Origin of the sequence: Mesorhizobium sp. M1396 (assembly GCF_040317725.1) — a bacterium.
Classification (GTDB): Bacteria; Pseudomonadota; Alphaproteobacteria; order Rhizobiales; family Rhizobiaceae; genus Mesorhizobium.
The window spans coordinates 12,866-35,376 of record NZ_JAMYLA010000053.1 but is presented as its reverse complement, the minus strand read 5'-3'; the positions used below and the strand labels follow the sequence as shown (position 1 = coordinate 35,376).

Annotated in this window: 16 protein-coding genes; 3 read left to right on the top strand and 13 right to left on the bottom strand. The window is 62.0% G+C overall.

The window, feature by feature from the left end; all coding sequences use genetic code 11:
- The first annotated feature begins 3 nt into the window (after positions 1 to 3).
- On the top strand, positions 4 to 1,326 hold the full coding sequence (locus NKH02_RS27460) for an NAD(P)/FAD-dependent oxidoreductase (protein WP_352882842.1): 1,323 nt from the start codon (positions 4 to 6) through the stop codon (positions 1,324 to 1,326).
- Positions 1,327 to 1,817: 491 nt separating this feature from the next.
- Here the strand turns inward: NKH02_RS27460 and NKH02_RS27455 are convergent, their stop codons facing one another.
- From NKH02_RS27455 to NKH02_RS27400, 12 genes are all read right to left on the bottom strand, one after another.
- Complete coding sequence (locus NKH02_RS27455; protein WP_352882841.1) at positions 1,818 to 2,705, bottom strand: D-glutamate cyclase family protein; 888 nt, start codon at positions 2,703 to 2,705, stop codon at positions 1,818 to 1,820.
- Positions 2,706 to 2,874: 169 nt separating this feature from the next.
- Positions 2,875 to 3,690, bottom strand: coding sequence for a type III secretion system export apparatus subunit SctT (gene sctT / locus NKH02_RS27450; protein WP_352882840.1), 816 nt, complete (start codon positions 3,688 to 3,690; stop codon positions 2,875 to 2,877).
- 9 nt (positions 3,691 to 3,699) lie between these two features.
- On the bottom strand, positions 3,700 to 3,969 hold the full coding sequence (locus NKH02_RS27445; protein WP_352882839.1) for an EscS/YscS/HrcS family type III secretion system export apparatus protein: 270 nt from the start codon (positions 3,967 to 3,969) through the stop codon (positions 3,700 to 3,702).
- Between the two features lie 16 nt (positions 3,970 to 3,985).
- Positions 3,986 to 4,639 (bottom strand): type III secretion system export apparatus subunit SctR, encoded by a 654-nt coding sequence (gene sctR / locus NKH02_RS27440; protein WP_352882838.1) that lies wholly within the window; start codon positions 4,637 to 4,639, stop codon positions 3,986 to 3,988.
- Positions 4,632 to 5,738 (bottom strand): type III secretion system cytoplasmic ring protein SctQ, encoded by a 1,107-nt coding sequence (gene sctQ / locus NKH02_RS27435; protein ID WP_352882837.1) that lies wholly within the window; start codon positions 5,736 to 5,738, stop codon positions 4,632 to 4,634. Before sctQ ends, sctR begins: the two co-directional genes overlap by 8 nt.
- A gap of 43 nt (positions 5,739 to 5,781) precedes the next feature.
- Entirely contained in the window at positions 5,782 to 6,270 is a 489-nt protein-coding gene (locus NKH02_RS27430; protein ID WP_352882835.1) for a hypothetical protein, read from the bottom strand.
- Positions 6,257 to 7,615, bottom strand: a complete 1,359-nt coding sequence (locus NKH02_RS27425) for a FliI/YscN family ATPase (RefSeq protein WP_352882834.1) — start codon at positions 7,613 to 7,615, stop codon at positions 6,257 to 6,259. Before NKH02_RS27425 ends, NKH02_RS27430 begins: the two co-directional genes overlap by 14 nt.
- Positions 7,612 to 8,229 (bottom strand): type III secretion system stator protein SctL, encoded by a 618-nt coding sequence (sctL, locus tag NKH02_RS27420; protein ID WP_352882832.1) that lies wholly within the window; start codon positions 8,227 to 8,229, stop codon positions 7,612 to 7,614. The genes NKH02_RS27425 and sctL overlap by 4 nt, the downstream gene beginning before the upstream one ends.
- Before the next feature lie 5 nt (positions 8,230 to 8,234).
- On the bottom strand, positions 8,235 to 8,855 hold the full coding sequence (locus NKH02_RS27415; protein WP_352882831.1) for a SctK family type III secretion system sorting platform protein: 621 nt from the start codon (positions 8,853 to 8,855) through the stop codon (positions 8,235 to 8,237).
- A complete protein-coding gene (sctJ, locus tag NKH02_RS27410; RefSeq protein WP_352882830.1) occupies positions 8,852 to 9,787 on the bottom strand; it encodes a type III secretion system inner membrane ring lipoprotein SctJ in 936 nt (311 codons plus the stop codon). The genes NKH02_RS27415 and sctJ overlap by 4 nt, the downstream gene beginning before the upstream one ends.
- Positions 9,703 to 10,335: a hypothetical protein gene (locus NKH02_RS27405; RefSeq protein WP_352882829.1), complete on the bottom strand. Its 633-nt coding sequence runs from the start codon at positions 10,333 to 10,335 to the stop codon at positions 9,703 to 9,705. Before NKH02_RS27405 ends, sctJ begins: the two co-directional genes overlap by 85 nt.
- Before the next feature lie 18 nt (positions 10,336 to 10,353).
- Complete coding sequence (locus tag NKH02_RS27400) at positions 10,354 to 11,001, bottom strand: type III secretion protein (RefSeq protein ID WP_352882828.1); 648 nt, start codon at positions 10,999 to 11,001, stop codon at positions 10,354 to 10,356.
- A 342-nt stretch (positions 11,002 to 11,343) separates the two neighbouring features.
- Between NKH02_RS27400 and NKH02_RS27395 the strand changes: the two genes are divergently transcribed.
- Together NKH02_RS27395 and NKH02_RS27390 are read left to right on the top strand one after the other, a co-directional pair.
- On the top strand, positions 11,344 to 11,664 hold the full coding sequence (locus NKH02_RS27395; RefSeq protein ID WP_352882827.1) for a L,D-transpeptidase: 321 nt from the start codon (positions 11,344 to 11,346) through the stop codon (positions 11,662 to 11,664).
- A gap of 3 nt (positions 11,665 to 11,667) precedes the next feature.
- The gene (locus NKH02_RS27390; RefSeq protein ID WP_352882826.1) at positions 11,668 to 12,600 is read left to right on the top strand and encodes a LysR family transcriptional regulator; all 933 of its coding nucleotides are present in this window, start codon (positions 11,668 to 11,670) and stop codon (positions 12,598 to 12,600) included.
- A gap of 17 nt (positions 12,601 to 12,617) precedes the next feature.
- Here NKH02_RS27390 and NKH02_RS27385 read toward each other — a convergent pair whose 3' ends face one another.
- Positions 12,618 to 22,454: a LysM peptidoglycan-binding domain-containing protein gene (locus tag NKH02_RS27385; protein WP_352882825.1), complete on the bottom strand. Its 9,837-nt coding sequence runs from the start codon at positions 22,452 to 22,454 to the stop codon at positions 12,618 to 12,620.
- Positions 22,455 to 22,511: the final 57 nt, after the last annotated feature.

The following is a 22,511-nucleotide window of genomic DNA, read 5'->3' as shown; positions in this document are numbered from 1 at the left end:
GGAATGGCAAGGTTTTCACCGTTTGAAGTCTCGCTCTGGTATGCGACCGCGCCGCCGCCGCCAGAGACCAGCCCACTGCAAGGACGCAGGCGGGCGGACGTCTGCATCATCGGCGGCGGATACACCGGGTTGACCACCGCACTCGATCTCGCCCGTGACGGCATTGACGTCGTTCTGCTCGAAGCCCAGGAGATCGGGTTCGGCGGCTCGGGGCGCAATGCCGGCCACTGTACGCCAACCTTCACCCATTACAGCCTGCCCGAACTGCGTGCCATGCTGGGCGAGCCGTGGGCGGAAAGGCTGATCGCCCGGCAGACAGGAGCCAACGGACAAGTCGCAGGGATGATCGAGCGTTACGGCATCGATTGCGAATGGCAGCAGAATGGCTACGTCATGGGCGCGCTGACGCCAGGCGCCATCGCCAAGCTCGAGGTAAAGGCGCAGCAGTATAATGCCGTCGGCGCCAAGACGCGGGTGCTCGACAGACAGGCGACCGAGGAAATCACCGGCGGCCCGCGATATCATGGCGGCTGGTTTCATTCCGAGGCTGGTCACCTCAATCCATTGAGATACGCAAGAGGCCTGGCCGGTGCCGTCATGCAGGAAGGTGGCGCAATCCACACGGGATCGCCGGTCCGCGACGTCGTGCGGCAGGATGGTGCCTGGGCAGTGCACGCCGGCGAAGGAACCGTTGTCGCCGATAAGGTCATCTTTGCGACTGGCGCCTACACCGTCGACGGATGGCCCGGCCTCGACCAGACTTACAAGATCCAGAGTGTGTTCGTCGCCGCTAGCCAGCCGCTGACGGCCAGCGAACGCCAAACCATCCTGCCGCGCAACACGACGATGCATGACGGCCGCGGCGACATCTTTGTCTACAAGTACAATGCCGAGGGACGCATCGTCGCCTCGATGTTCCCGATGGGCCGTCGCGGAAGGGACATGGCGTTCACACACCGCCTCATGTCTGATCGGCTGCGCTGGCTCCATCCGCAGCTCAGCAGCGAGTTGAGATGGGAATATTTCTGGTTCGGCGAACTGGATATGCAGCAGCGCACCATCCCACGATTCTATGAGCTCGCGCCGGGCGTCGTCGCACTGACAGGACTGTCCGGTCGCGGCGTGCCGACCGGAAGCATGCTCGGCGGCATACTCGGCGAATGGGCGAAGGGCGTCCCTGAAAAAGACCTGTCGCTGAAGCTCGAACCACTCCGGCGGGCACCCTTCTTCATGTCGTTCGCTCCCGCCGCGATGTTACGGTACTATCGCGTCTCGGACTGGCTGCGGGCAAAGGCTAGCGGGTCCCAACTCCCACCCCACGCCTAGCCAGGGTCGAATGGAAGATTTCGCGACGCGCACCGCCGACAGGCGGCTGGTCCCCTGCCCAGGACAGAGCGGAATCCGGCCGCCGTTCCAGTCCCTCGGCACGCCGCTCTGGTTTCGGACGCCACCGCGCCCTGAGACGACAGGCGCCATTTGGTTCGAGATCAATTGGCCGATCGCCCACAGATTGAGCCAACAACTTCAGATTGCTTTGAAATCCTGCCCAGACGAGCAGACTGCCGAACGTATCGGACTTACGCAATCGAAGACTTCAGTTGATGATGCAGAATCGGTAGTGAACGAGATGCCGAAAATCGTTGTCTTTTGTGCGGAAAAATACGCCGTAGCGCTCCGGACTACGCTAACGCCTACCGACTATCGAGACCAATCAGCGATTTTTCCACCTTGTGGCGTTCGATGGCGCGTCCAAACCGTCTCGAAAAGTGCCGTCACCCGCTCCAATTGCGGCCGCTCTTCGTTGCAAATATTAATAGTCATTGTGGGTCCAGAGCATCGTCGCGAGTCCAAAACCCGTCCATTTGCACGCCCGTATGCGCCAAGCTGGCTCCGAGACGCGCGCCGGCTTGTGCATCTACGTCGGTGATCAGCATATGGCCCGGCGACACCGTGATCGAGATCGCGAGTTCGGCACGCGCAAGAGCGTCTTGAGCGGTCAGGCTGCTGGCCCAGAATACAGGGACCTCCCCTTCCCTGAGTTCGACCGCATCGCCCCAGTCGGGAGCCATCAAATCTCGTATCCCGATGGTCGCCGGCTCCCCGACATGGATGGGGGAGCCGTGCGCATGCGGAAAACCTGCGGTCAGGGCGCGAACCTTGTCGACGTCGCAATGTCTTATCGGGCGCATGGAGACGACCATTTCGCCACCAAACGGTCCGACCTGGAACGTCTCGATCCTGGTTCTAAACTTGGGGGAAGTCTTTCCGAAGCCGAAGCGACGGAGCTTCACGCCCTTTTCGGCAAGTGCCGCCTCGACGGTAAGCGAACTGCCGAGCGCAAAAGCGGCGAAATCATCCCGCCACAGGTCGATGATGTCGGTTTTCCGACGGATCATCTCCCCGAAGCAATAGATGTTATACTGGGGTGCATCGGTGCGAATATCGATATCGCCCAAGGCTGGGAGCAACGGGCTGCCGGCACGGGTGACGCCCACCAAAGGACAGGGTTTCGGATTGCGGACGCAAAACCGATGGAAATCCCCGGCAAAACTGCGGGGCACAATCACAATATTGGCCTGCAGCTTACCGCGCGCAAGCCCTCCCGTATATCCTTCATAAGCGCCCATTCTAACCAGTTTGCGCAGCCTATCTGCATCGACCAGTCGCAAATTGTCATAGAACAATGAAGTGGTCTGGCGAGCCATGGCTTCCGGGCATATGTATGTTCAGAGACACGTCGAGAGCGCGTAAGATCATCGACGCGTTGCCCGCTTGTCAAATTATCAGAATCTTCCCTCGTCGATAAATTGTATTTATTGGTCGACCAATGGAGGCTTCTGTTATTATTAGGATCTGCTCATGGAGTTTTTGTACTCATTGACAGCTGCGGCAGCCGATTGCTTCTATCCGTCGACCTGCTTCATGTAGGAAGCCGAGGTCCCGGTTCATATAGAAGAGCAGGAAAGCCGCGTAGAGGACAAGGACGAGGCTGAACACCAACGTCTTGACGACCAGCGACAGGGCAAAAACATTCAGGTGCGGCGAGGCGCGCGCCAGGAAAGCCAGCACAATGTCGGACAGGAGCATGCTGATGACGACTGGGAACACAAGGGTCAGCGCCATCACCAGGATGCGGGTGAGGAGATCGAGAAATATCCCGGCTGCATCCTTGCTGAACACAGGCAGGAGTTGGTCGATCGGCCAGAGGCCGTAGCTATCGTAGAGGCTGGTCAGGGAAAGCTGCAAGCCCCCGGCCGCCAGATAGATCGCAATCATGATGACGGCCAGCAAAGTGCCGGTGGCACTCGTCTCATGGGTCATCATCGGATCGATCAGGGTCCCCATCGTGGAACCGCGCTGCAGGTCCAGGATATCACCAGCGGCTTCCGCCGCCCAGAACGGTATGCCCATTGCGAGCCCGAGCGTCACCCCGACAACGACCTCCTTGAGAATGTACAGGACGATCATCGTTGTCGCGATATCGGTGGTCGTCAGTTTGGTCACGATCATCGGGAAGACCGGAACCGCCAGCGCGAGAGCCACGCCGTTGCGCAGAAGCCCGGATAGCGGCACACGCGAAAAGAGCGGCATCAGGAGCATGAAACCGGTCAGGCGTGCGAGCGCGAAAGCGCCGGCCAGAAGATAAAACTGCAGCTCTTTGACAGAGGCGAAGAGTGGTTCGACCGGCATCCGCCCGCCTCAGCGCGTGACGACGGGGAATTCGTCCAGCGCCGTCGAGGCCTGCTCCGCGATCTGCTGGCCAAGCAGCGGACCGAAGACGATGATGACCAACAGGATCACGACGAGCTTGATCGTCTGCGGCAGCGACTGGTCCTGGATCTGCGTCAGCGCCTGGGCAAGGCCGACAAGGATGCCGACGGCAAGCGCCGCGATGATCGCCGGACTGGACACGAGCAGCACCGTCAGAAGCGCGCTTTGGACCTTCGCCAGGATGAAGTCATTGCTCATGCGAACCCCAGCGGTGTCAGACGTAACTCAGGATGAGGCCATGCATCAGCCGCGACCAGCCATCAATGGCGACGAAAAGGAACAGTTTCAGCGGGATCGAGATGAGAACCGGCGAGACCATGATCATGCCGAGCGTCATCAGGACATTCGCAACAACGATATCGATGATGAGGAAAGGGAGATAAAGCAGGAAGCCGATCTCGAAGGCACGGGTAAGTTCGGATGCGACAAAGGCCGGAACAAGGATCGAGAGGTCGTCGTCCTTGAGGTTCTGCCGCGCTTGTTCCGGCCACAGGCGAGTGGTGCCGTCAAGAAAGAACTGCCGCTCTTGCGGCTGGGTGAATTTCATGAGATGCCGCTGCAATGGTTCCCTGACCAGTTGCGCTGCCCTGGCGAGGTCGTCCGTCGTCTGGAACTGAACCTGCCCTTCCTGAAGCCGGCCCGACATCTCGCTCAGCATCGGCGTGGTGACGTAGACCGTGAGCACGAGCGCTATGCCGTAAAGCACCAGATTGGGCGGCATCTGCTGGACGCCAAGCGCATTGCGGACGAGAAACAGCACCACCGAAATTTTCAGGAAGCCCGTCATCGTGACGACTGCCAGCGGCAGCAATCCGACGAAGCCGACAGCGATCAGAATCCCAAGCAGGTTGGGCGAATTCTCAAGCATTGTCGAACATACGGACGATCCGCACGCCCAGGTTTTCCCCAATCCGCACGATCTCGCCACGACCGACGCGCTTGCTGTTGGCGATGATGTCGACGGTCTGCTCCGTTACATCGGTGAGTGCAACGATAGCGCCGGGCGCAAGCTGTCTTACGTCCCCAAGAGGCATTGCCATGCGGCCGATCTCGAAGGCAAGCGCGACCGGCAACTCGTCCAGAGTCGACTCTTCCAATGTCTGGCCGGCTGGCGGCGGCGTGTTCTGGTTCATGGTCCACTCCCAATTCGATCCGGCGATTGCGGTCGGCGCGGCAAGCAATTGCGGCCCATCGGCAGTCAAGCTCACCGGCGCATAAAGGCGCTCGGCAATGATGAGTGCCGCCATGCGTTCTTCCTCCGCATCCCTGAAAAGCACCACATCGCCAGGCTGCAGGCTTTGAAGCTCGCCAAGGGTGATCGTCAGCGCGCCACGCCGAAGGCAGACCGACAGCGGGAATTCGGCCGGAATCGGCGGCCTCGTTTTGCCGATCTCGTCGAGAAGGCGGCCGATCCGCACCGCCAGGCCGGCGTCCGTCGTGTTCAGCACGCAGTCTATCGTCTCGTCGTTGCCGGCCATGACAAAAGCGAGCGAGATTTGCTCCGAGACCGTATCTCTTCGTTCGACCGAGGTGAGCGCGATCCTCTCACCCAGCTTGCCCTCGATCCTTTCGAGGTCTTCTTCGAATGCGGATTCCAGCAGCAGTGCGGCGTGCATGGGCGCCAGTCGTTTCATGTCGACCAGCTCGTCCGCCTTGGCGAAGGCTCGTTCGACCAGAGAAAGCGGCAGGCGCAATTTGGCGACCTTGCCTGCGACGGTGAACGCAATCGTGCACAGCCGCTGGTCCGCGGGGTTCGCCGCCGGCCAGACCGCAGCGATCGTCATTGCCTTCCCCGCGATGGTGATCTGCGCGGGAGCGCGACGGCGGTAAAAGGCGTTCAATGCCCCGACGTCCACGGCCGGGACGGATTCGAGCGTCAGCCGTTCGCCCACGACCGGCAGTCCGGCAGTGCGTTTCTTCGGTTTTCCCAGCGCTTTCGTTTTTGCCGACGCCAAGGCTTGAGGCATCACACTTCCATGTCCACATCCATATCCACGATCACGGATTGGGCTATCGTTCCGCGGGCAAGTGCCGCGGACCGCGTTCCTCCTCCTCGACAAGCTCGGAAAGAGCCAGGCGACGACGCGCGCTGCGTTTGGACAGATGCTCCAGCAGTCCATCCAGCTTTGTCACCGCCTTCACGCTCGCACGATGATCGTTGCGCGCTGCCGACAACTCCACTTTCCGACGCTCCTCGGCGACGCCGGCCATCCTCTCGTTTTCACGCAGCTGCGCGGTTTTTCTGGCGGCGATTTCGAACCGTCCCTGGAGCCGATGCAGGCTGGCGGCCTTTACCGGTTGTCCGACAAGCGAACCGAACGCCGCATCTTCGGCGTCAACCGTGCGCTGGAGGTGCTGCGTGACGGCGGCGGCCGCCTCCTGAGCTTCCCTGGTGGCCCGGTGCGCGGCGGCGTGCCTTCTGATCACGCCTTCCTTCGCGCGTTCTTCCCGGCGGCGTCTGAGGTCGCGCAATCGAGCGATCATGTCACGGTCTTTCATCGACGATTTCCCGCATGAGTTGGCGTGTCTTCTCGATGCTCTCGTGTGTGGCGGACGCCTGACGCAGAAAGGCTTTGATGACATCGATCTTCGCCACTGCCTCGTCCGCCACGGCATCGCTGCCCTTTTCGTATTCACCGACCCGCAGGAGAAGTTCGATGTCGGCGTAGCGGGCAAGCAGCTCACGCAGGTGGCTGGCGTCGGACCGATGTGCCGGCGGTACAACCGCGTCCATGAGACGGCTTCGGCTGCGCAAGACGTCGATGGCCGGGAAGTGGTTCCGCTGCGCGAGTTCGTTCGACAGGAAGACGTGGCCATCGAGCAGCGCCTGAATTTCCTCGGCGACAGGATCCAGTGTGCCGTCGCCTTCCAGGAGAACGCTGTAGAGGCTCGTGATGGAACCGACGCGGCCGGGGCCCGAGCGCTCGAGCAGGCGCGGCAAGACCGCGAACAGCGAAGACGGAAAACCGCGACGCGTCGGTGTCTCGCCCGAGGCCAGGCCAATCTCGCGCTGCGCGCGGGCAAACCGCGTGATGTTGTCCATCGCAAGCAGCACATGCTTGCCCTGGTCCCGAAAATATTCCGCAATGCTGGTCGCCACATAGGCGGCCTTGACGCGCTCGATGGCAGGCCGGTCGGATGTCGCGACGACGACGATTGCCCGCTGCCGCCCTGCCGGTCCAAGCTGATGTTCGAGGAACTCGCGCACTTCACGTCCGCGCTCTCCGACAAGGGCGACCACGGCAACATCGGCATCGGTGCCGCTGACAATGTCGGAAAGCAGGATCGACTTGCCGACGCCAGGTTCACCGAAGATGCCGACGCGCTGCCCACGCGCGCAGGTGAGCAGCCCGTCGAGGGCGCGGATTCCAAGCTGGATTGGCTCGGAAATCAAGCTGCGCTCGAGCGGGGATGGCGGATAGGCGTTGACCGGATAGCTGCCGGTAATGCCGTCCGGCGAAAGCGGTTTGCCATCCAGTGGCTCGCCGAGCGCGCTGATGACCCGACCAAGCAGGCCGGGTCCGACGGGCACTCGCTGGTCCTTTCCGGTCGCAACCACCTCGGTCAGGCTTGAAAGACCGGTCAGATCGCCAAGCGGAACGAGGATCGCCATTTCGTCCATGAGGCCCACGACTTCCGCCTTGGTCGTCTTGCCGGTCCTGGGATCGACCAGTTCGCATATCTCGCCGATCCGGGCCTCCTCCATGGTTGCATGGATAACCGTGCCGGTGACCCGCTTAACACGCCCCTTCCTCGGCCGGCTTGCATCGTCGCGGAGGGCGGAACGCAGGTTCGGAATGATAGACGCCAGACGGCTTTCGATATCGACAGCGGGCTGTGTCATGGAACCTCCGCCTTTGACGCAATCGCGGCAGCCATGGCTTGGAGCTGCGCGTCGATGCTCGCATCGACGACGGCAAAGTCAGTCGAAACGACGCAGGCGCCGGTTGCCAATGCGTCATCCGCGTCAATCTCGACCGTCATGCCCAGATCACCCTCGCGCAAGACCGCGTCCAGCTCATCGCGAACCCTGTCCACGGAAGCGGGATGAACGCGGACTTTCAGATATTTGGCGCGGCGAATTTCAGTCACAGCCTGACTTGCGGCCTTCGCGACAAGCGTGCTGACGTCGAATTCTCCAAGCATTCGCCTGACGACATCGAGGGCCAGGCTGATGACTTCGGCTTCCAGCCCGCCAAAATAGCGATCCACCTTGACCGCTGTCTCGCTTATCAACCGCGTGGCGTCCGCATCGCCTTGCGCCTTGCCGTCTTCATAGCCCTGCGCATATTCAGCCGCATAGGCTCGCCGGGCAGCGCCACGCAACTGCTGCGCATCGCGCCTTGCTTCATCGAGAACGGCATGACCGTCCTGCAGGGCGCGCACCTCGGCGGCGCGCAGGATCCGGGCGAAAGGGCGCCTCGGCACGGCATCGGTCGCTTTGCCCGGTTCGATCATCCCGCCTAGCCCATCGCTCGTCGAACAATCGCTGGACCGGCCTCGGCAAAGGGTTCGGCTGCCGTCTGGTCGACAAGCTCGTGCGACACCAGCTTGAGGCGCACCCGCATGCTCGTATCGCCAGGCATCGCCTGACACCAAGCGCCAAGGCAACGCAGGCCGTCGGCATAGACACGGCCGTAAATGTCCTCCAGGGGCTCCAACCGCTGTATCGGACCGGCCAGATCGCGATTGGCGACCGCGAAAGCGCAGAGATCCGCGCCAAGCGCTGCCTGCCACGCGACCGCTTCGCGTCCAACAATGACAGCGGCCAGACTGCCGGCCCAGTAGATCGCGCCGGCGCGAAGCGCAAGTTCCTCCAACTCCTCGCCAGAGGACAGAGCGATCGCTCGATCGACCTCGTCGGCCGGCTCTTCGACTGCTGAAGAGAGCCTATGACGCTCTATCAAAAGCTTTGACAATCGTTCATGCAGGCGTTGCGACTGCAGCATGCGCTCGCAGGCAGCCTCGCCGATCGTACCGTCAAGGCATTCCGCGAGCCTTGCCGCATCGACATAGGATGCGGGGTTGGACACGAATGCCTGCCACTCCGGGCTGGCGGTTTGCGTCGAGCGGGTCTCGGTCATGTCTTCTTCACAGGCATTGTCGAAGCATCGAGCGCATAGACGCCTGGCTGTCGGGACCACTGCAGGTAGGCCAGGCGGGCAGCCAGCGCGAATATGGCCGCCGCCATGCCGTAAAACAGCCCCATCGCGGCGGCAACGCTGTCCGGATGCATCCAGAGGCCGAGGAAGCTCGTGAGGCCCGCCTCGCCGGTTCCCTGTTCCGGGGCCGTCGCGGTCACCGGAATGAGGGTGACGGAGACATTGTCATAGGTCAGTCCGGCGACACCCTTGGCCACCAGCATCTTGACCTGCGGAATCAGCTCATTCATCGGAACCGATGCGCGATGCCGGATGAAGACGGAGGCGGACGACGGCACCAGCTGCTGTCTCAGCGGATCGTTTTCGGGCAAGACGAGATGAACACGCGCGGAAAGCACGCCGTCGATATCCGAGATGGTCTGCGACAGTTCCTGGCTCAGGCCATAGATCATCGTCGCCCGCTCTTCCGCCGGCGAGGATACAATCCCACCTCTCTTGAACACCTCGCCGAGCGTTTGGAATTCCTGTTTGGGCAAGCCGCTTTCGTCGAGAATCGCCATGGCCTCGGCGAAGCGGCCCTTCTCTACGGAAACCGTCATCTTGCCGTCCTTGCCGGTCTCGCGTTGCGCCGGAATCCCGTGGCGCACCAGCGTAGCCACGATCTCATTGGCCTGCCGCTGGCTGAGGTTGGAATAGAGCTCCACAGAGCACGCTTGCAGTACGAGCATACCCATGACAACGAGAGCGACGCGCCAACGGGCGCCGTATCGATTCAATAGCGTTGACCGCCACGGCAAGGTTAGCGTCGGCACGAAACACTCCGCGGCATTTACTGTTGTTTGATCAGCGTGCTGGTGGACGACGTGACGGCCGTCACGCTGCTCGTCACGACCTCGAGATTGGCGGCTGCCCACATCACCGAAATGGACCGTTCGAGGAGTTGCTCGGCATTCTTTGCCGGGGAATTTTCGGCTTCCTTGCCGGGCGGCGCTGGCTTGCCCGCAATGTCCTGCGTGGCGGCTGTCTCGGCGTTCGCGGGAGCGTTCGCCTGGCCGAGTGCTTTCTGGACCTGTTGCATGGTTCCGTCCAGCGACCGAACGGCCGAACCGAACAGCGCCGACGGATCCGTGAACGCCCCGCCCCCTGCCTTCTCGGTCTCGGCCAGATAGTCGAAGAGTTGGCGTTCGACGATCGGCTCCGTCCTATCCGGTTTGGAGGATTGCCCAGCCATTGCCGGATTGGCACCGGACGATGCTTGCGCCACCTGCTGACCCGACCGTGAGGCGACATCACCGCGCTCAGGTGTGTTGACCTTCACGGCGTCGTGCTTTTCCTGCTTGGCACCGACCATCCGGTTGCCAGGCTGCGCCGCGGCGCCAGCGGTGATCTGCTGTTGCGAGCTTATGCTGGTGGTCAAGTTTGCAAGCATAGCCTCCAGGGCTCCAATCGGTGCGATCTGCATGAACCTGCCTCCCGTTCCCTAGTCCTTGTTGGCGGAGGGGACATCATACGCCTCCACCTGCCTGCCGCGGAAAACGCGGACCGAAACAACCTTGCCCGGCTCCGGCTTCGTGCCCGTTGCCGCGGGAACCCCGAGCGTTTTCCTGACCAGTTCGATGTAGGAGGGCGGCCCCGATACCGAGACGACATCGTCTTGCTTGGAAACCTTTACCGGAAACCTCGGATCGATGACGCCCAGCCGTGAAAGCCGATCTTCGGCGCCGGCAACCGTGTTTGCATCAAGCGGGATCATTTCCGTCTGGATTTCGGCTTCGGTTGCCACGTTCATGACAATGCCGTCGAAATGCCAGACCAGCCCGTACCGATTGCAAATCTCTTCCAGAAACTCGTGGGCCGTTCCAACAGGCATGCCGGCACTCAGGCGCCCCTTTACAAGCTTGCTTACACGCATCGGCACCCGCATGTTGCGGCCAAGCTCGACCAGCGCGTCTGCCACTGACTGGTCGACCGTGATGTATTTGTAGGGGCCAGGAGGCCAGCGCGGTTCGGCGGCATACGCGCGCTGCGAGGCAAGGCCGAACGCCAGAACCATCGCCAGGCCGCAGGCGACAAAGGCAGCCCTGGCTCCCGACAACCGATCCGCATGGCAGATACCGCGTCCCGTCAATTTTGGTCCTATTGCAAGCGACCCACGAGTGTTGCCCGCGTCGCTCGCTTCATGGTTTGCCCGCCGGTCTCACTCTATCGCGCACACTGGAAAATTGGAAGTCCATTTGGACTACGCATTAACTTGCTGTGCCAAATGTTGCGAACGACAAACAAAGCGATATGGTGCGCGCTGGAATCAGGCGGGACCCATGTGTGATCCACTGTTCAACGCCTGGATGCAGAAAGGTGTCGGTGGTGGCAAACAGGGCCCTGCTCGCGAACGTGTTCGTTTCCGCCAGCATAGCGGGAGGCAGTATGCTGTCCGGCCCACGTCTCAGCCGGAGACTGGCTGCGGCAGCCTTTGTTGCTGCCACGCTGGTTGCCGCCATGGCGGCGCAGGCCCCAATCAAACAGCGCTTATGACCCTAGAAGCTGGACTTACGATCAGGCGAGAAATGTGCTGGTCTCCCCTTCTGCTGCTGACCAGACGTCAGACGAAGGAATGCTGCCTGGCGCCCGCGCCCTGTATATCGGAAATACGCTTTATCGCGTCCACGGCACCAACCAGCCACGGACCGTCGGACAGGCCAACTCCTCCGGATGCATCCGCATGACCAATGAAGACGTTATCGATCTATATGACCGCGTAAAGATTGGAGCTCAGATTATTGTCCGGCATTGAATCGTGATCCCTTTCAACATCAAGCAGCTCGAAACCTTTCTCCTGGTCGCCACTTTCGGAAGCTTTCGAAAGGCAGCGGAACGCCTGAACACGACGCAGCCGGCGGTATCCACCCGAATTGCCGGCCTGGAAGAAGCGCTGGGCGCCAGGCTGTTCGAACGGCACAGCAGCACCGTCAGGCTGACCGCCGAGGGACAAAGGCTGCTGCCACCTGCTCAACGGGTCCTGCGCGTAGCGGAACGGCTGCAACTCGCGGCCAACTCTCTCTCAGAGACGGCAGGGGTGCTTCGGCTCGGGGTTGCCGAATCCATCGTGCACACCTGGCTTCCGGATTTCCTGAAGGAATTGCAAGCAAACTACCCGCTCGTCGATACGGATATCGTCGTTGATGCGACGACGACCCTTCGCAACGAACTCATGTCCCACAGGCTCGATCTTGCAGTGCTGATGGGCCCGATTCTAGAGTACAGCATCGAGAACATCGAGCTGCCATCCTTTCCGCTCGTCTGGGTCTGTTCGCCGCGATTGAAATTGGCCAACCGAAGCAAGCTGACGCTGAATGATCTGATGCAGTTTCCGATCATCAGCTACGCGCGCACCACCAGACCCTACAGCGAACTTTACCGCAAGCTCACCAGTGAACTGGAAGAGACGCCGCGTATCTTTCCGGCCAATTCGCTGGCGGCCTCCATCAAGATGACTCTCAACGGTATCGGGATAGCCTCGCTCCCCGAGGAAGTCGTCCGGGACTATACCGCAAGCGGCACACTGCGCATTGTCGACTGCGAATGGCACCCGTCCGACCTGCAGTTTACCGCCTCCTATTCTTCCGAACCATCCAATGCGATAGCGGAGCGGGCGGCGAAGCTGGCTGCCTGCGTCGCGCACGCCTATGCCGCGAGAAGCGGCAAGGCGCAGCCTGCTGACGGGCGCTAGATTGGGCCGGCAGTTCCTCAGCCGACCGACGTGACCGGCAGGTAGATGCGGTCGCCTGAGAAAATCATGTCCGGACTCAGGATATGATCCATGTTGAGCACCACCGTCTCCGCCACATCCGCTGAATGGGTCCTGGCGATCAGGCGGATAGAGTCGCCGTTCTTGACGTCGACCCACTGATAGCCATTCTTCTCCAGTGTTGGATTCGTGCGGCCCTCGGAATTGCTGCTGCCCTTGGGGTGAATCTCGACATAGTCGCCGGAGACCCAGCCGCTATGCATTTCGCCGTCCGGTCCGAAACCTTCGACGGGTATCCAGGCTTCTCCCGAAGGATCGGTCGAAGGCTTCGCGGTCTGTTCGACGAATGTGCCGGGTTGCAGAACCGTCGCCACGGCCGAATGCCCGTCGGGCTGGGTCCGCAAATTCAGGCCGTCATCCGCTTGCACGACAAGTTGCGGAAAGGTCTCTGGCAGGGTTTGCGTCCCACCTGGAACATCCGAAGGATCATCGGGTCGCTGGGACGAGGGATCGCCATCCGGTTTTTTCGGATCGGGTGGAGGGGCCGTCTTCGCGCCCTCCCAAGGCTCCGCGAGCAGGGAGTCCAGCGAGAAGAGAAGCATTCCAACGCCGAAGGTGATGCCCAGGGTCCACCGATCCCATGCGGTCCATCTTTTGTCGGACTTTTCCGCCGCCGCGATATCGGCATCGGTTCGCGGTACCGAACGGCTATTCATTCGGTCCGTCCTTATGGCCGACGCCCAGAATTCCGCGCAGCCGAACGTGAACATGGTGCCGGCGACTGTTGCGATCGGCGCCGGCCAGGAATGCAGCGTATAGACGGCGCAGCCAAGCACATATCCTGGTCCAGCCAGATGTTCGGCCAGGTTTCGGATCACCGGTCTGCCTGTGAACGACTGCAGCATCGACTTCGTGCCATAGACGATGTTGCCGAGCGTAAACGTGCTGTTGACGACAAGATCCTTACCCTGGATCATCCCGGTCGCGGCACCTGGCGCCGCGGCTATGAATGTGGCTCCGCCGAGCGCGTTGAGGAATCGCCCGAACGGCTTGTGACCCGCGGTTGCGTTGGGGAAGAGCGCCTGCGCGCCGAAAACGAAGCCTCGCACGCCAAATGCCACCCCACTTGCGGTGGCGGTCCAAGTTGGCGGCAACGAAGTCCACAGCATGTAGGAGGTGGTCGACATGCCGCCAAAGGTGGCGAGCGCCTGAGCGTTTTCCCGTATCCTGGCATGGCTCAGCGCCAGATCGACGCTGCTCGCTTGCTCCGGCGTCATCGCCTTTTTATGGGTTGCCCGATAGGTCGTCAGTTGCAGCACGGAGAGGCCGTTCATGTGATCCCCGCTCATCCACTCGAACTGCTCAAGCGTGAACTTGCGGAACTGGCCGGGGCTCATTTCCTCGAACTGTTTTGGTGTCACCGCTTCGATTTGCGGCTGGGTCAGCGCTTCGGTGTGGTGGATCGTGAAGGCGCCCCATTGATCGCGGGTCAACACCGGGATCTGCTTCTCGGTCAGCCACGGCACCTGCTTGGGATCGAGCTTCGCCACGTCCACGGAACCGACCATGGTTTCGGGGATCGCCTGAACCTGGCGCTCGGTTAGGTTCTTCAGCAATCCGGCCTCGCCCACGTCCTTGAATTGCTGTGACGTGAACTTCGCGACCTGGCCGGGCTTGAACCAAGGAACCTGGCGCGCTTCCAACTTCGACACGTCGACGAACTCGACCAAGTCTCCTTTGATCGCCTGCAACTGTGGTTTCGTCAGTTGAGGCGTCAAACCGGCTTTGCCGAGATCTTGGAACTGCTGGCCGGTCATGTTCCGGATGTGGCCCTCGGTCAGCCAAGGAATCTGTTTCCCGTCGAGGCCCGCGATGTTGACCTGGCCTATCTTTGCCTTCGGGATACCCCGCAGTTGGCTCCTGGTCAGAGAAGGCAGCAAGCCGGCCTGATCCAAGTCGCGGAACTGCTGTTCCGTCAGTTCGGCCACCTGCTCACGCTTGAGCCAGGGAATCTGGTTCGGCTGGAAATCGCCCATGACGAGATCCGGCACCTGGTCAAGCGGCGTCGCCCTGACGCCATCTCGGGTGAGCACGTGGCCGCCGGAAGCACCGCGTATCCATGGCAGCACGACGGCTTCGCCGGTGTCGGGGTCGTACACCAGTATGTGCGTCTTGTCCGCCAACTCCGGTGCATCGGCCGGCGCGCGAGGCCGGTCGGAAGGCGGCACATAAACCTGTTGCGGGCCCCTCGGCTCGGTGCCCAACATTGTCGCGGTGATCACCTTGCCGCTCTCGTCCTTGAGCTGCATGGTTCGGCCCGAACCGGTTCCGGCCGTTGCGGATTGGGGTTGCGGTGCTGCCGTGGCGGGCTTGTTGTGTCCGAAGATGTTGCCGACAATTCCCGCATCGTCGAGCGCCCGCTGCAAGTCCGCGGAAGGCGGCGCATCGAGGAAAACCCAGCGCGGCTGATAACCCGGGTTCTCGTTCCGCAGCGCCACATCCTTGTTGATTTGCTCCTGCAATTTCGGCGTGAGCGGCACTTCACGCATCTGCGCGACACCGTTGATCGTCGTCCAGCGATGATAGGTCTTGACCTCGATTGCCTCGATCACGTCGTCGCTCTTAAAGACAGGCGAATCCACGTATCGCCCACCCACGCCTGAGACGGGGTGGGGCCCACCCGGGTTGGCATCGACCGGAAAATGCACTTCTCCAGGCGACCCATTGAGTTCGCGCGTATAGATCTCGCCGGCCTTCCATTTCTCGGGCTGCCGCATGTTGCGGACCTGTTGCAGCGAGTGGGTCGTCGGAGGCGCCGCCTCGATGGCCTTCCTGGCTGGCGTTGCCGCCGGCGGCACCGTTTCGCCCTCCGGCCGTCCCTGACTGCCCGGCACATGGTCCTCGGAGGCGCCGCGCACCCATGGCAGGACGTATGCCTCTCCGGTCTCCGGATCGCGGAACAGAATATGCGATTTGTGCATCAGTTCCGTTTCGTCGCCGCGCGCTGGTTGTCCGTCGGCTGGCGGCACATAGACATTCTCCGCGCTCTTTGGCAGCGGTCCATATCGGGTGGCGGTCACGGATTGACCGTGCTCGTCCCTTATCTGAATCGGGCCGTTTCGGCGGCTGCCCACTTGCGAGGAGAGGAAGGTCAGCACGCCATCGGCAACGTTCTGGCGCATGAACCCGCCATCCACGATCGACGAACCGAATTCCGTCCGGAACTGCTCGATCGCCGCGCGCTGGTCGGGCCTTGCGTTTTCCAGTTCGCCGAGGAACTGCTCCAAAGAGGCCTTGCCGCCCTTCGGAATGCCTGTCGCCGAGCCGTCGCGCGAGGTTTCTACCGCGTGGGCGAGCCAGGCGGGGATCGTCAATTCCTCAGTTTGCCCGTCGGCCCGATTGAAGGTCAGTGTCGCGGTTTCGTTCTCGGCGATCGAAGACGCGATGCTGGCCGCCTTGGACTTGTATTGGATTCTCACCTCGGCGCTGAAAGTCAACGCTCCAGCAGGCAGAGGATGGGTCGACAGTGAAAGCGTGTAGCGCGTGGCCGGGGTGCCATGCGAACCGTAGAGGTTCTTATAGATGTTGCCCGCGCTCGGCATGTAGCGGGACTGCGGTGATCCGTCGGGTTGGAAGCGCGCCGGAAGCCATGATTGTACTGTCGATTTCACCTTGTAGGTCGCGGACGTGACCATCCGGTCGGGATTGAACCCCAGTACGCCAGGCAGCCTGTTGTGATCGTTGAAGATGACGTCGACCAGCATCGCCTCGGGATTTACAATTCGAGCCTTCTCGCCGGTCAGCAAAACGATGTCCGCGGTGGGCGCCTTGCCCGGTATGGCCGACAGCCGCAACCCGCTCAGCGTCGGTTCGTCAACCAGAGAAACCGTGTTCGACGGATCGATCTGGCCGGCCTTGACGAGGTCACGGATCGAGCGGATGCCATCGCCCTGGCCGATGGCTGCGATGAGTTCGGACGCCTTCGCCGGATCCTTGACCGCGAACTGGATCTTCAGGCTTGTCGAGCCGAGAGCGGATTGGATCTGGTCGTATGCCTGCGTCGACACAATGTCGCCCGGCTGGAGCGTGTCCTTGACGGACAGTTCCGGGCGCTTCTCGAAGCCGACGCGCGGCATCTGGTCCACCGCCGCGACATGATTGGCCACGATCGGCAGGCGTATGCCGGCCTTCGTCTCGGTCATGACACGGTCGAACGGAAGCGCGCCTTGCAGCGTGACATGGCCGGAGCTGTTTTCCGCCGGCACACCAAAGAAATCGTGCTGGCCGGGTGCGAGCGTGACCTCCTTGCCATCGAGCGAAGGCGTGTAGGCCATCTCGATCACGGTGCCTTCGCCATCCGGCGTCATCCCGACGATGGCGGCATCCACTGGCTTGGCGTCATAGCCGGTCGCATCGCTGAATATCGCCTTGCTCGCAGCCGCCGACAGATCGCTGCTGCGGACCGGGAAGGCCGTCTGGTTGGACACCGGCCATACGCCGGCCTGGAGGCTTGTGATGTTCCTGTATTCGCGTGCCCGGTAGGATACGACGCCCTGGGTGCCGAGCGCGTCCTTGAACGGCGTCAGGCTGCGTTGGCCGACGCTGTCGACGATCGACCATCCGATCATGCCGAAATCGGTCTTGGTTCCGACACCGAAGCCGACGGCCGCAATTGTCGGCGAGCCGATCCCGAATGCATCTCCGGTGTTCAGCCGGGCCCGGAAGGTGACGCCGACGCGGAAGTCCGGCAGGATGTCGCGAAGTGGCGTGCGCGGTATCTGGACGCCGTCCGGGCCATAGCGCTCGGCCATTTCGCGGCTGGAATAATAACCCTTCTCCTGCTCGTAGCGGGTCACAAGCTGTTCGACGGTCAAGCCGTCGAGATAGGCCGAGGGCGTCCTCGGATCCTTGCCGCTGGTGTAGACATACTCGCTCGTGTCGTGTCCGGGCGTGCTGGCAAAGCTGCGTGTCTCCGGGTCCCAGACGAGGCGCACCGTTCCGTCTTGTCCTGTCGGCTTGCCCGGTACGATGATGGGATCGCCATCGGCGGGATGGGCAGTACCAGGCGGGGTCGACCCCTGAGGATCGTGGCCCGGCTGCATTGTCGAACCATCGCCGCTGCCGTCATCGGCCTTGATCACGTCTCCAGGTATCACCGGATGGCTGGGGTCGTGGAAGACCTGCTTCCCGGTCGGCCTGTAAACGCCGTCGGCACCGATCTCATAGACATTCATTGGGCGCCCCGAGGAACCGGGCTCCGGCGCCGGCGGCAATTGCCGCGGTCCGTTGCCGCCAGGCGGCTGCTGGTGTGGTCCGTCGCTGACCGGTGGCGGACTGGCGTCCGGACCATTGGAGCTCGCCTGCGTGCCCGTTCCCGGCCGCAACGTACGCAGGCCGTGGATGCCGAGGCCGGTACCGGTGACCCCGGTGCCAAGACCCGTAAGCGCATTGGCAAGCTGGAGACCATTCATCTGGTCTCCGTTGACGGCAAGATCGTAGGCAGAGGTCGCCAGTAAGGGTGCGCCGACAATCACCGAGCCGACATCCATTCCCCACGCCGCCTTGTTCAGGCCGGCGGTCGATTGCATGTAGCTGCGGGTTTCGAGCGCCAGGGAAGAGCCAGACCGTGTTGCGCCTATGCTGCCGCGGAAGGCCTGGAGAGCGGTCATTTCCTTTCCCGCCATGCCAATGGTGCGCAGGCCGCTGGATGCCATGGGCAGAACCGTGGTCGCCGCGCTGGCGATGTTCATCAGTGACTCTCTATCGTCCCACTCGCCGCCATGTTCCAGATGGTTGACCTGGTTTATGACCGCTCGGGTTCCGAGATAGGCAGCCCCCGTATAGGCCAGCGGTGCCGCGATCGGCGCGGCCGGCGTGAACGACAGGATAGTGGCGATGCCGGTCCCAATGCCAACCAGCGGATCGACAACCTTGTCCCAGACCGAGACGTTGCGCGCCTTCACCACTTCAAGCGCGATCTTGCCGTCGTCTCCCGCCTTCATCTCCAGTCCTTTGGGAACGACGAGCTTGCCGTTCTCACCAAACTGGCTGTTGTTGTCCTGGAAATCGCCGAGGTCGTCGAACTTCTTGCCGGTTGCGTCGACATAGCGAGTGTTGCCGTCTCCGTCGCGCACGGCAAAGAGCGTGACCTGCTGCGTCCCGACCTCGTCGTCGACGTAGAAGATCGGTACTCTGCGCACATACGGATTGTCGCCGCCAATATCGCGGATCTCCTCCGTCACATTGTCGATCGCCTCGCGGCCATCATCGGTCGAACGATCCAGGCCGAACGTCCTGGCGACCGTGTCGTCGAGGGTCGTACCAGGTTGTTCCCGGAACTCGTTGTCGTAGCCGCTGTCGAGCAGCTGCTGGAACTTCGGCTGATAGATGCCGTCGAGCGTCTGTTGCTGATGTTCGTCCAGATAGGTCTTGTCCACCGTGCCGTTGCGGTCGGCCAAGAGCGAGGGATCGCTGAGCCGAAGCTCATGGTAATCGCTGAACCCCTGCACCACCCTGCGCAGATCCTCGGCCTGCGTTATCTCAGCCCTTGTCGCATCAAGCTTGAGCTTGGAGACCGCCAGTTCGGGGTCGACCCAGCGGCCACCATGATCGTCATCGTGTGTGTCCAGGTCGATCCAGATTGCCTTGCCGCCCTGGGTCAGCGCATCGATCCCTATCTGGTTGTATTTCTGGGCAACCTCCGGCGCCACCTTGATCGTCTGTCCGCCGACATCGATTTCGACCGGCTGCACGCCATCGGGCAGCGTCCCTTGGGGCGCATCGACCGCCCCAGGCCCGTGTTGCGTCAGCGCATTGTTGAAGTTGGTCTGCAGGCTCGTCAGCTTCGTTTTCAGGTCGGTGATGCTGTTGCCGAGCTGCTTGTCTAGGACATCGTTCAGATTCTTTGCCGCTTGCGCCTCGCCGGCCTTCGCGGTTTCCAGGCCGTTGGCGGTGCACACCTTCTCCGTCGAACCGCTCAGAAGCTGTTGCCAGTCCTTGTTGAGCTGGCGGTCCCGGTATTCGTCCCTGACGTTCTTGTCGTTCAGACTGTAGGTGAGCTGCTGCTCTGTCGTTCCTTTGTCGAAATGGTTGACGACCCAGAGCTGGCCATCACGGACTTCGAGCGTCGAGGTCTTGTAGTGACCCAGGTAGTCGCCGCTATACCGGTTGTATTCCTCGTTCGGGTCGAACTTCTGTTCGCCAAGATACTGGACAAGCAGCTTTTGCTCGAGATCCGTCTGCTGCGCGCCGACCTGTGCGGCAGTGGTATGAGCGTCGAAGTAGTTCTGGTAGGCCTGCGCCAGTTCGAGCTGACTGCCTGCTGTCGTCTGCAGCGCCTTCAGGTCCTTGTATTCCTTCGAGTCCGTGGGGACGCCGTCCAGTTCGGCCTTCCCCACCAGGAAATCGATGGTGAGCTTGTCGCCCTTGCTCAGATGCAGGCCGACCTCGGAAAACAGCTTGTCGACGGCTGCATGCTCGGCGACACCCTGAGCGTGTTCCGTATACCGGTTCGGGCCGTTGACAGGGCCGACGGCTGTTGCATTGGGATCACCCAGCGGCGTCAGCGTGCTCTGCCCGGCGATGGCATCTTTGAGGACGCGTCCGGCATTCTCATATTCGCCGCGGGCATCCCGTGCGTTCTGCAGCAAGGTGTTGGCCTTGGTCAGCCGCTCCCGCGCATCGGCGAGCGTGCCCTTCGGTTTCTGCGCAGTCCATTGCAGGCCGTGAGGCGCCAATGCCTTGTTTATGATGGTCTGCGCGCCATCGACCGCATCCTTGTAGGCGGGATCGAGCATATCGACGTTGAACTGCTCCTGCTGCTGGCCGGCCAGGGCTCGCGTCTCGGTGATGCGCGACAGGGCGATGTTCTCGTCAATGATGGCCTGGGCGACCTGGGGATCGACCCAGGTCCAGACGCCGTCGATCTTCATCGGCGTCCACTTCCCTCCGGAAGGTGCGTTGCCCTGTGGCGGATCGCCGAACGGATCGACAACCCTGTTCAGCCCATCCAGCTTGGGCTTGGCGGCCGTGCCCAGACCGTATTTGTCGATCAGAGCCTGTTTGTCCTGTCCGGCTTTCTCCGCAGCGTCGATGAGGCTGGGCAAGGTCTCACCGGCCAACAGCCCTTCGACAAAGGTCTTCACGACCTGGCCCTCCTTTGCCTCCTCGGAATTGCTGCTGTTGGGGTTCACCGCCAATAGCGTCCTGGCCAGGGAGGCCTGCGTGCTTCCTGCCTCGATCTTCAGGTCGATGCCGGTGGTGTTGTTGTGCAGCGTCAGACTGCCATCGGGCCTGGTGGTCAGCGTATAGCCGTTGAAGCTGACCTCCACCGTCGTGCGCGTCCCGTTTTCGATGGTGATTTTTTCGCCCGGATGGATGGTGTCCGGGTCGCGGGACGAGCTGAAAAGTTCCGGATTCGTCCGCCTGAGATCATCCAGTGTCACGCCATGTTGCCGCGCGACCAGGGTCAGGTTGTCGTCGGGTTTGACCTCGTACTCGACGGGTTTGCCGCCGTTGATCTTCTCGGTGGTGGTCGTCGTCACGCGGCCGTCCTTGTCGGTGACGATCTTGGTCTCGGTCCCTGTTTTCGGATCGACGATGGTGGTCGTGGTTTCGCCGGTCTTGGTGTTGCGTACACTGTTGCGGGTCTTGCCGTTGCCATCGACGGACTGCGACGTTTCCTTGCCGTCCGCCGTGGTCACGACGGTGCGTTCGTCGTGCTGATAGTCGTGCGAGTAGACGGTCTTGTTGCCGCTGTGCGGATCGACGATTTCGACCGACTGCACGTCGCCGTTGCCGCTTGCCGCTGCCTGCGTCTTGACCTGATAGCCGGCGGCCTGCAGTTCGGCGATCACCTGCTCGCTGGTGCGGCCGTTGTCCCGCGCGATCTGCTCGATGCTTTTGCCGTCCGCCAGACCGTCCTTGATATTCTGCGTGCTTGTCCCGCCGGGATCCTGCGCGGCCGCCAATATGGTCTTGCGGCCGTCTGGACCGGTGACCGTGGTCACGGGAAGCGACGGGCCGGCGCCCGGCGTCACCGTTTCCACCGAAGCACCGTTGGGCAGCGACGTCCGCTCGGTGACGGTGCCCGAACCGAGGTCGTCTTCGTAACGTGTCGTTATGGCGCCGGTGTCGGCATTGTAGCTGCTGGTTTCCTTGCGCCCGAGCCCATCCCGGACCGGCGTGGTGGTCGCGGTTCCGTTGGGTTGCTCGACGCTCGTATAGTAGCTGTCGTGCTGGTAGTCGTAATATTGCGTGACGGTGCGGCCGCTGGCATCCGTGATTTTCGTCGTCTGCACATCGCTATTCGGATCGGTGGTCGACACGGTCATGCCGCCAGACCGGAGCGCGGCGATGACCTGGTCGCGCGTCATGCCGCGGGCAGACGCGATCTGGTCGATGCTCTTGCCGCCGGTGACGTCGTTAACGATGTTGCGGGCAGTCGTCGCTTCCGCGGCGTTGTCGTCGGGCTTGCTTCCGTCAAGTTTGACCGGCGCCAGCGTGGGTGCCGCGAGATCAGTCCGCACATAGAGCGCCGGCGTCACCGTCGTGCCGTTGCCGGGCGTGCCGGTGCCAGCGTTCACGAGGTTGATGCCCGGCGCCGCCGGAGCCGCGACAGGCGGCGGCTGAAGGGAACTCAGCTGCGTGTTCACCTGCGCCAGTTCCTGACGGGCCTGCGCCGACCAGTCGCGCTCGCCCATCCTGTTGGCGAGCCTGATCTGCTCCCGGAGTTTCGCCGCCTGCGCCTCCAGCCGCGCTATCTGCTCGGTGTTTGCCGTTGCATTGACCTTCTGCGGCTGGACCGGCGGCTTGTTGAGCGTTATCGGGCGAACCATCTGGACGACCTCCGGAAATCACTGTTGCCGGCAGCCTGGCCGCCGGCACGCCCGCCC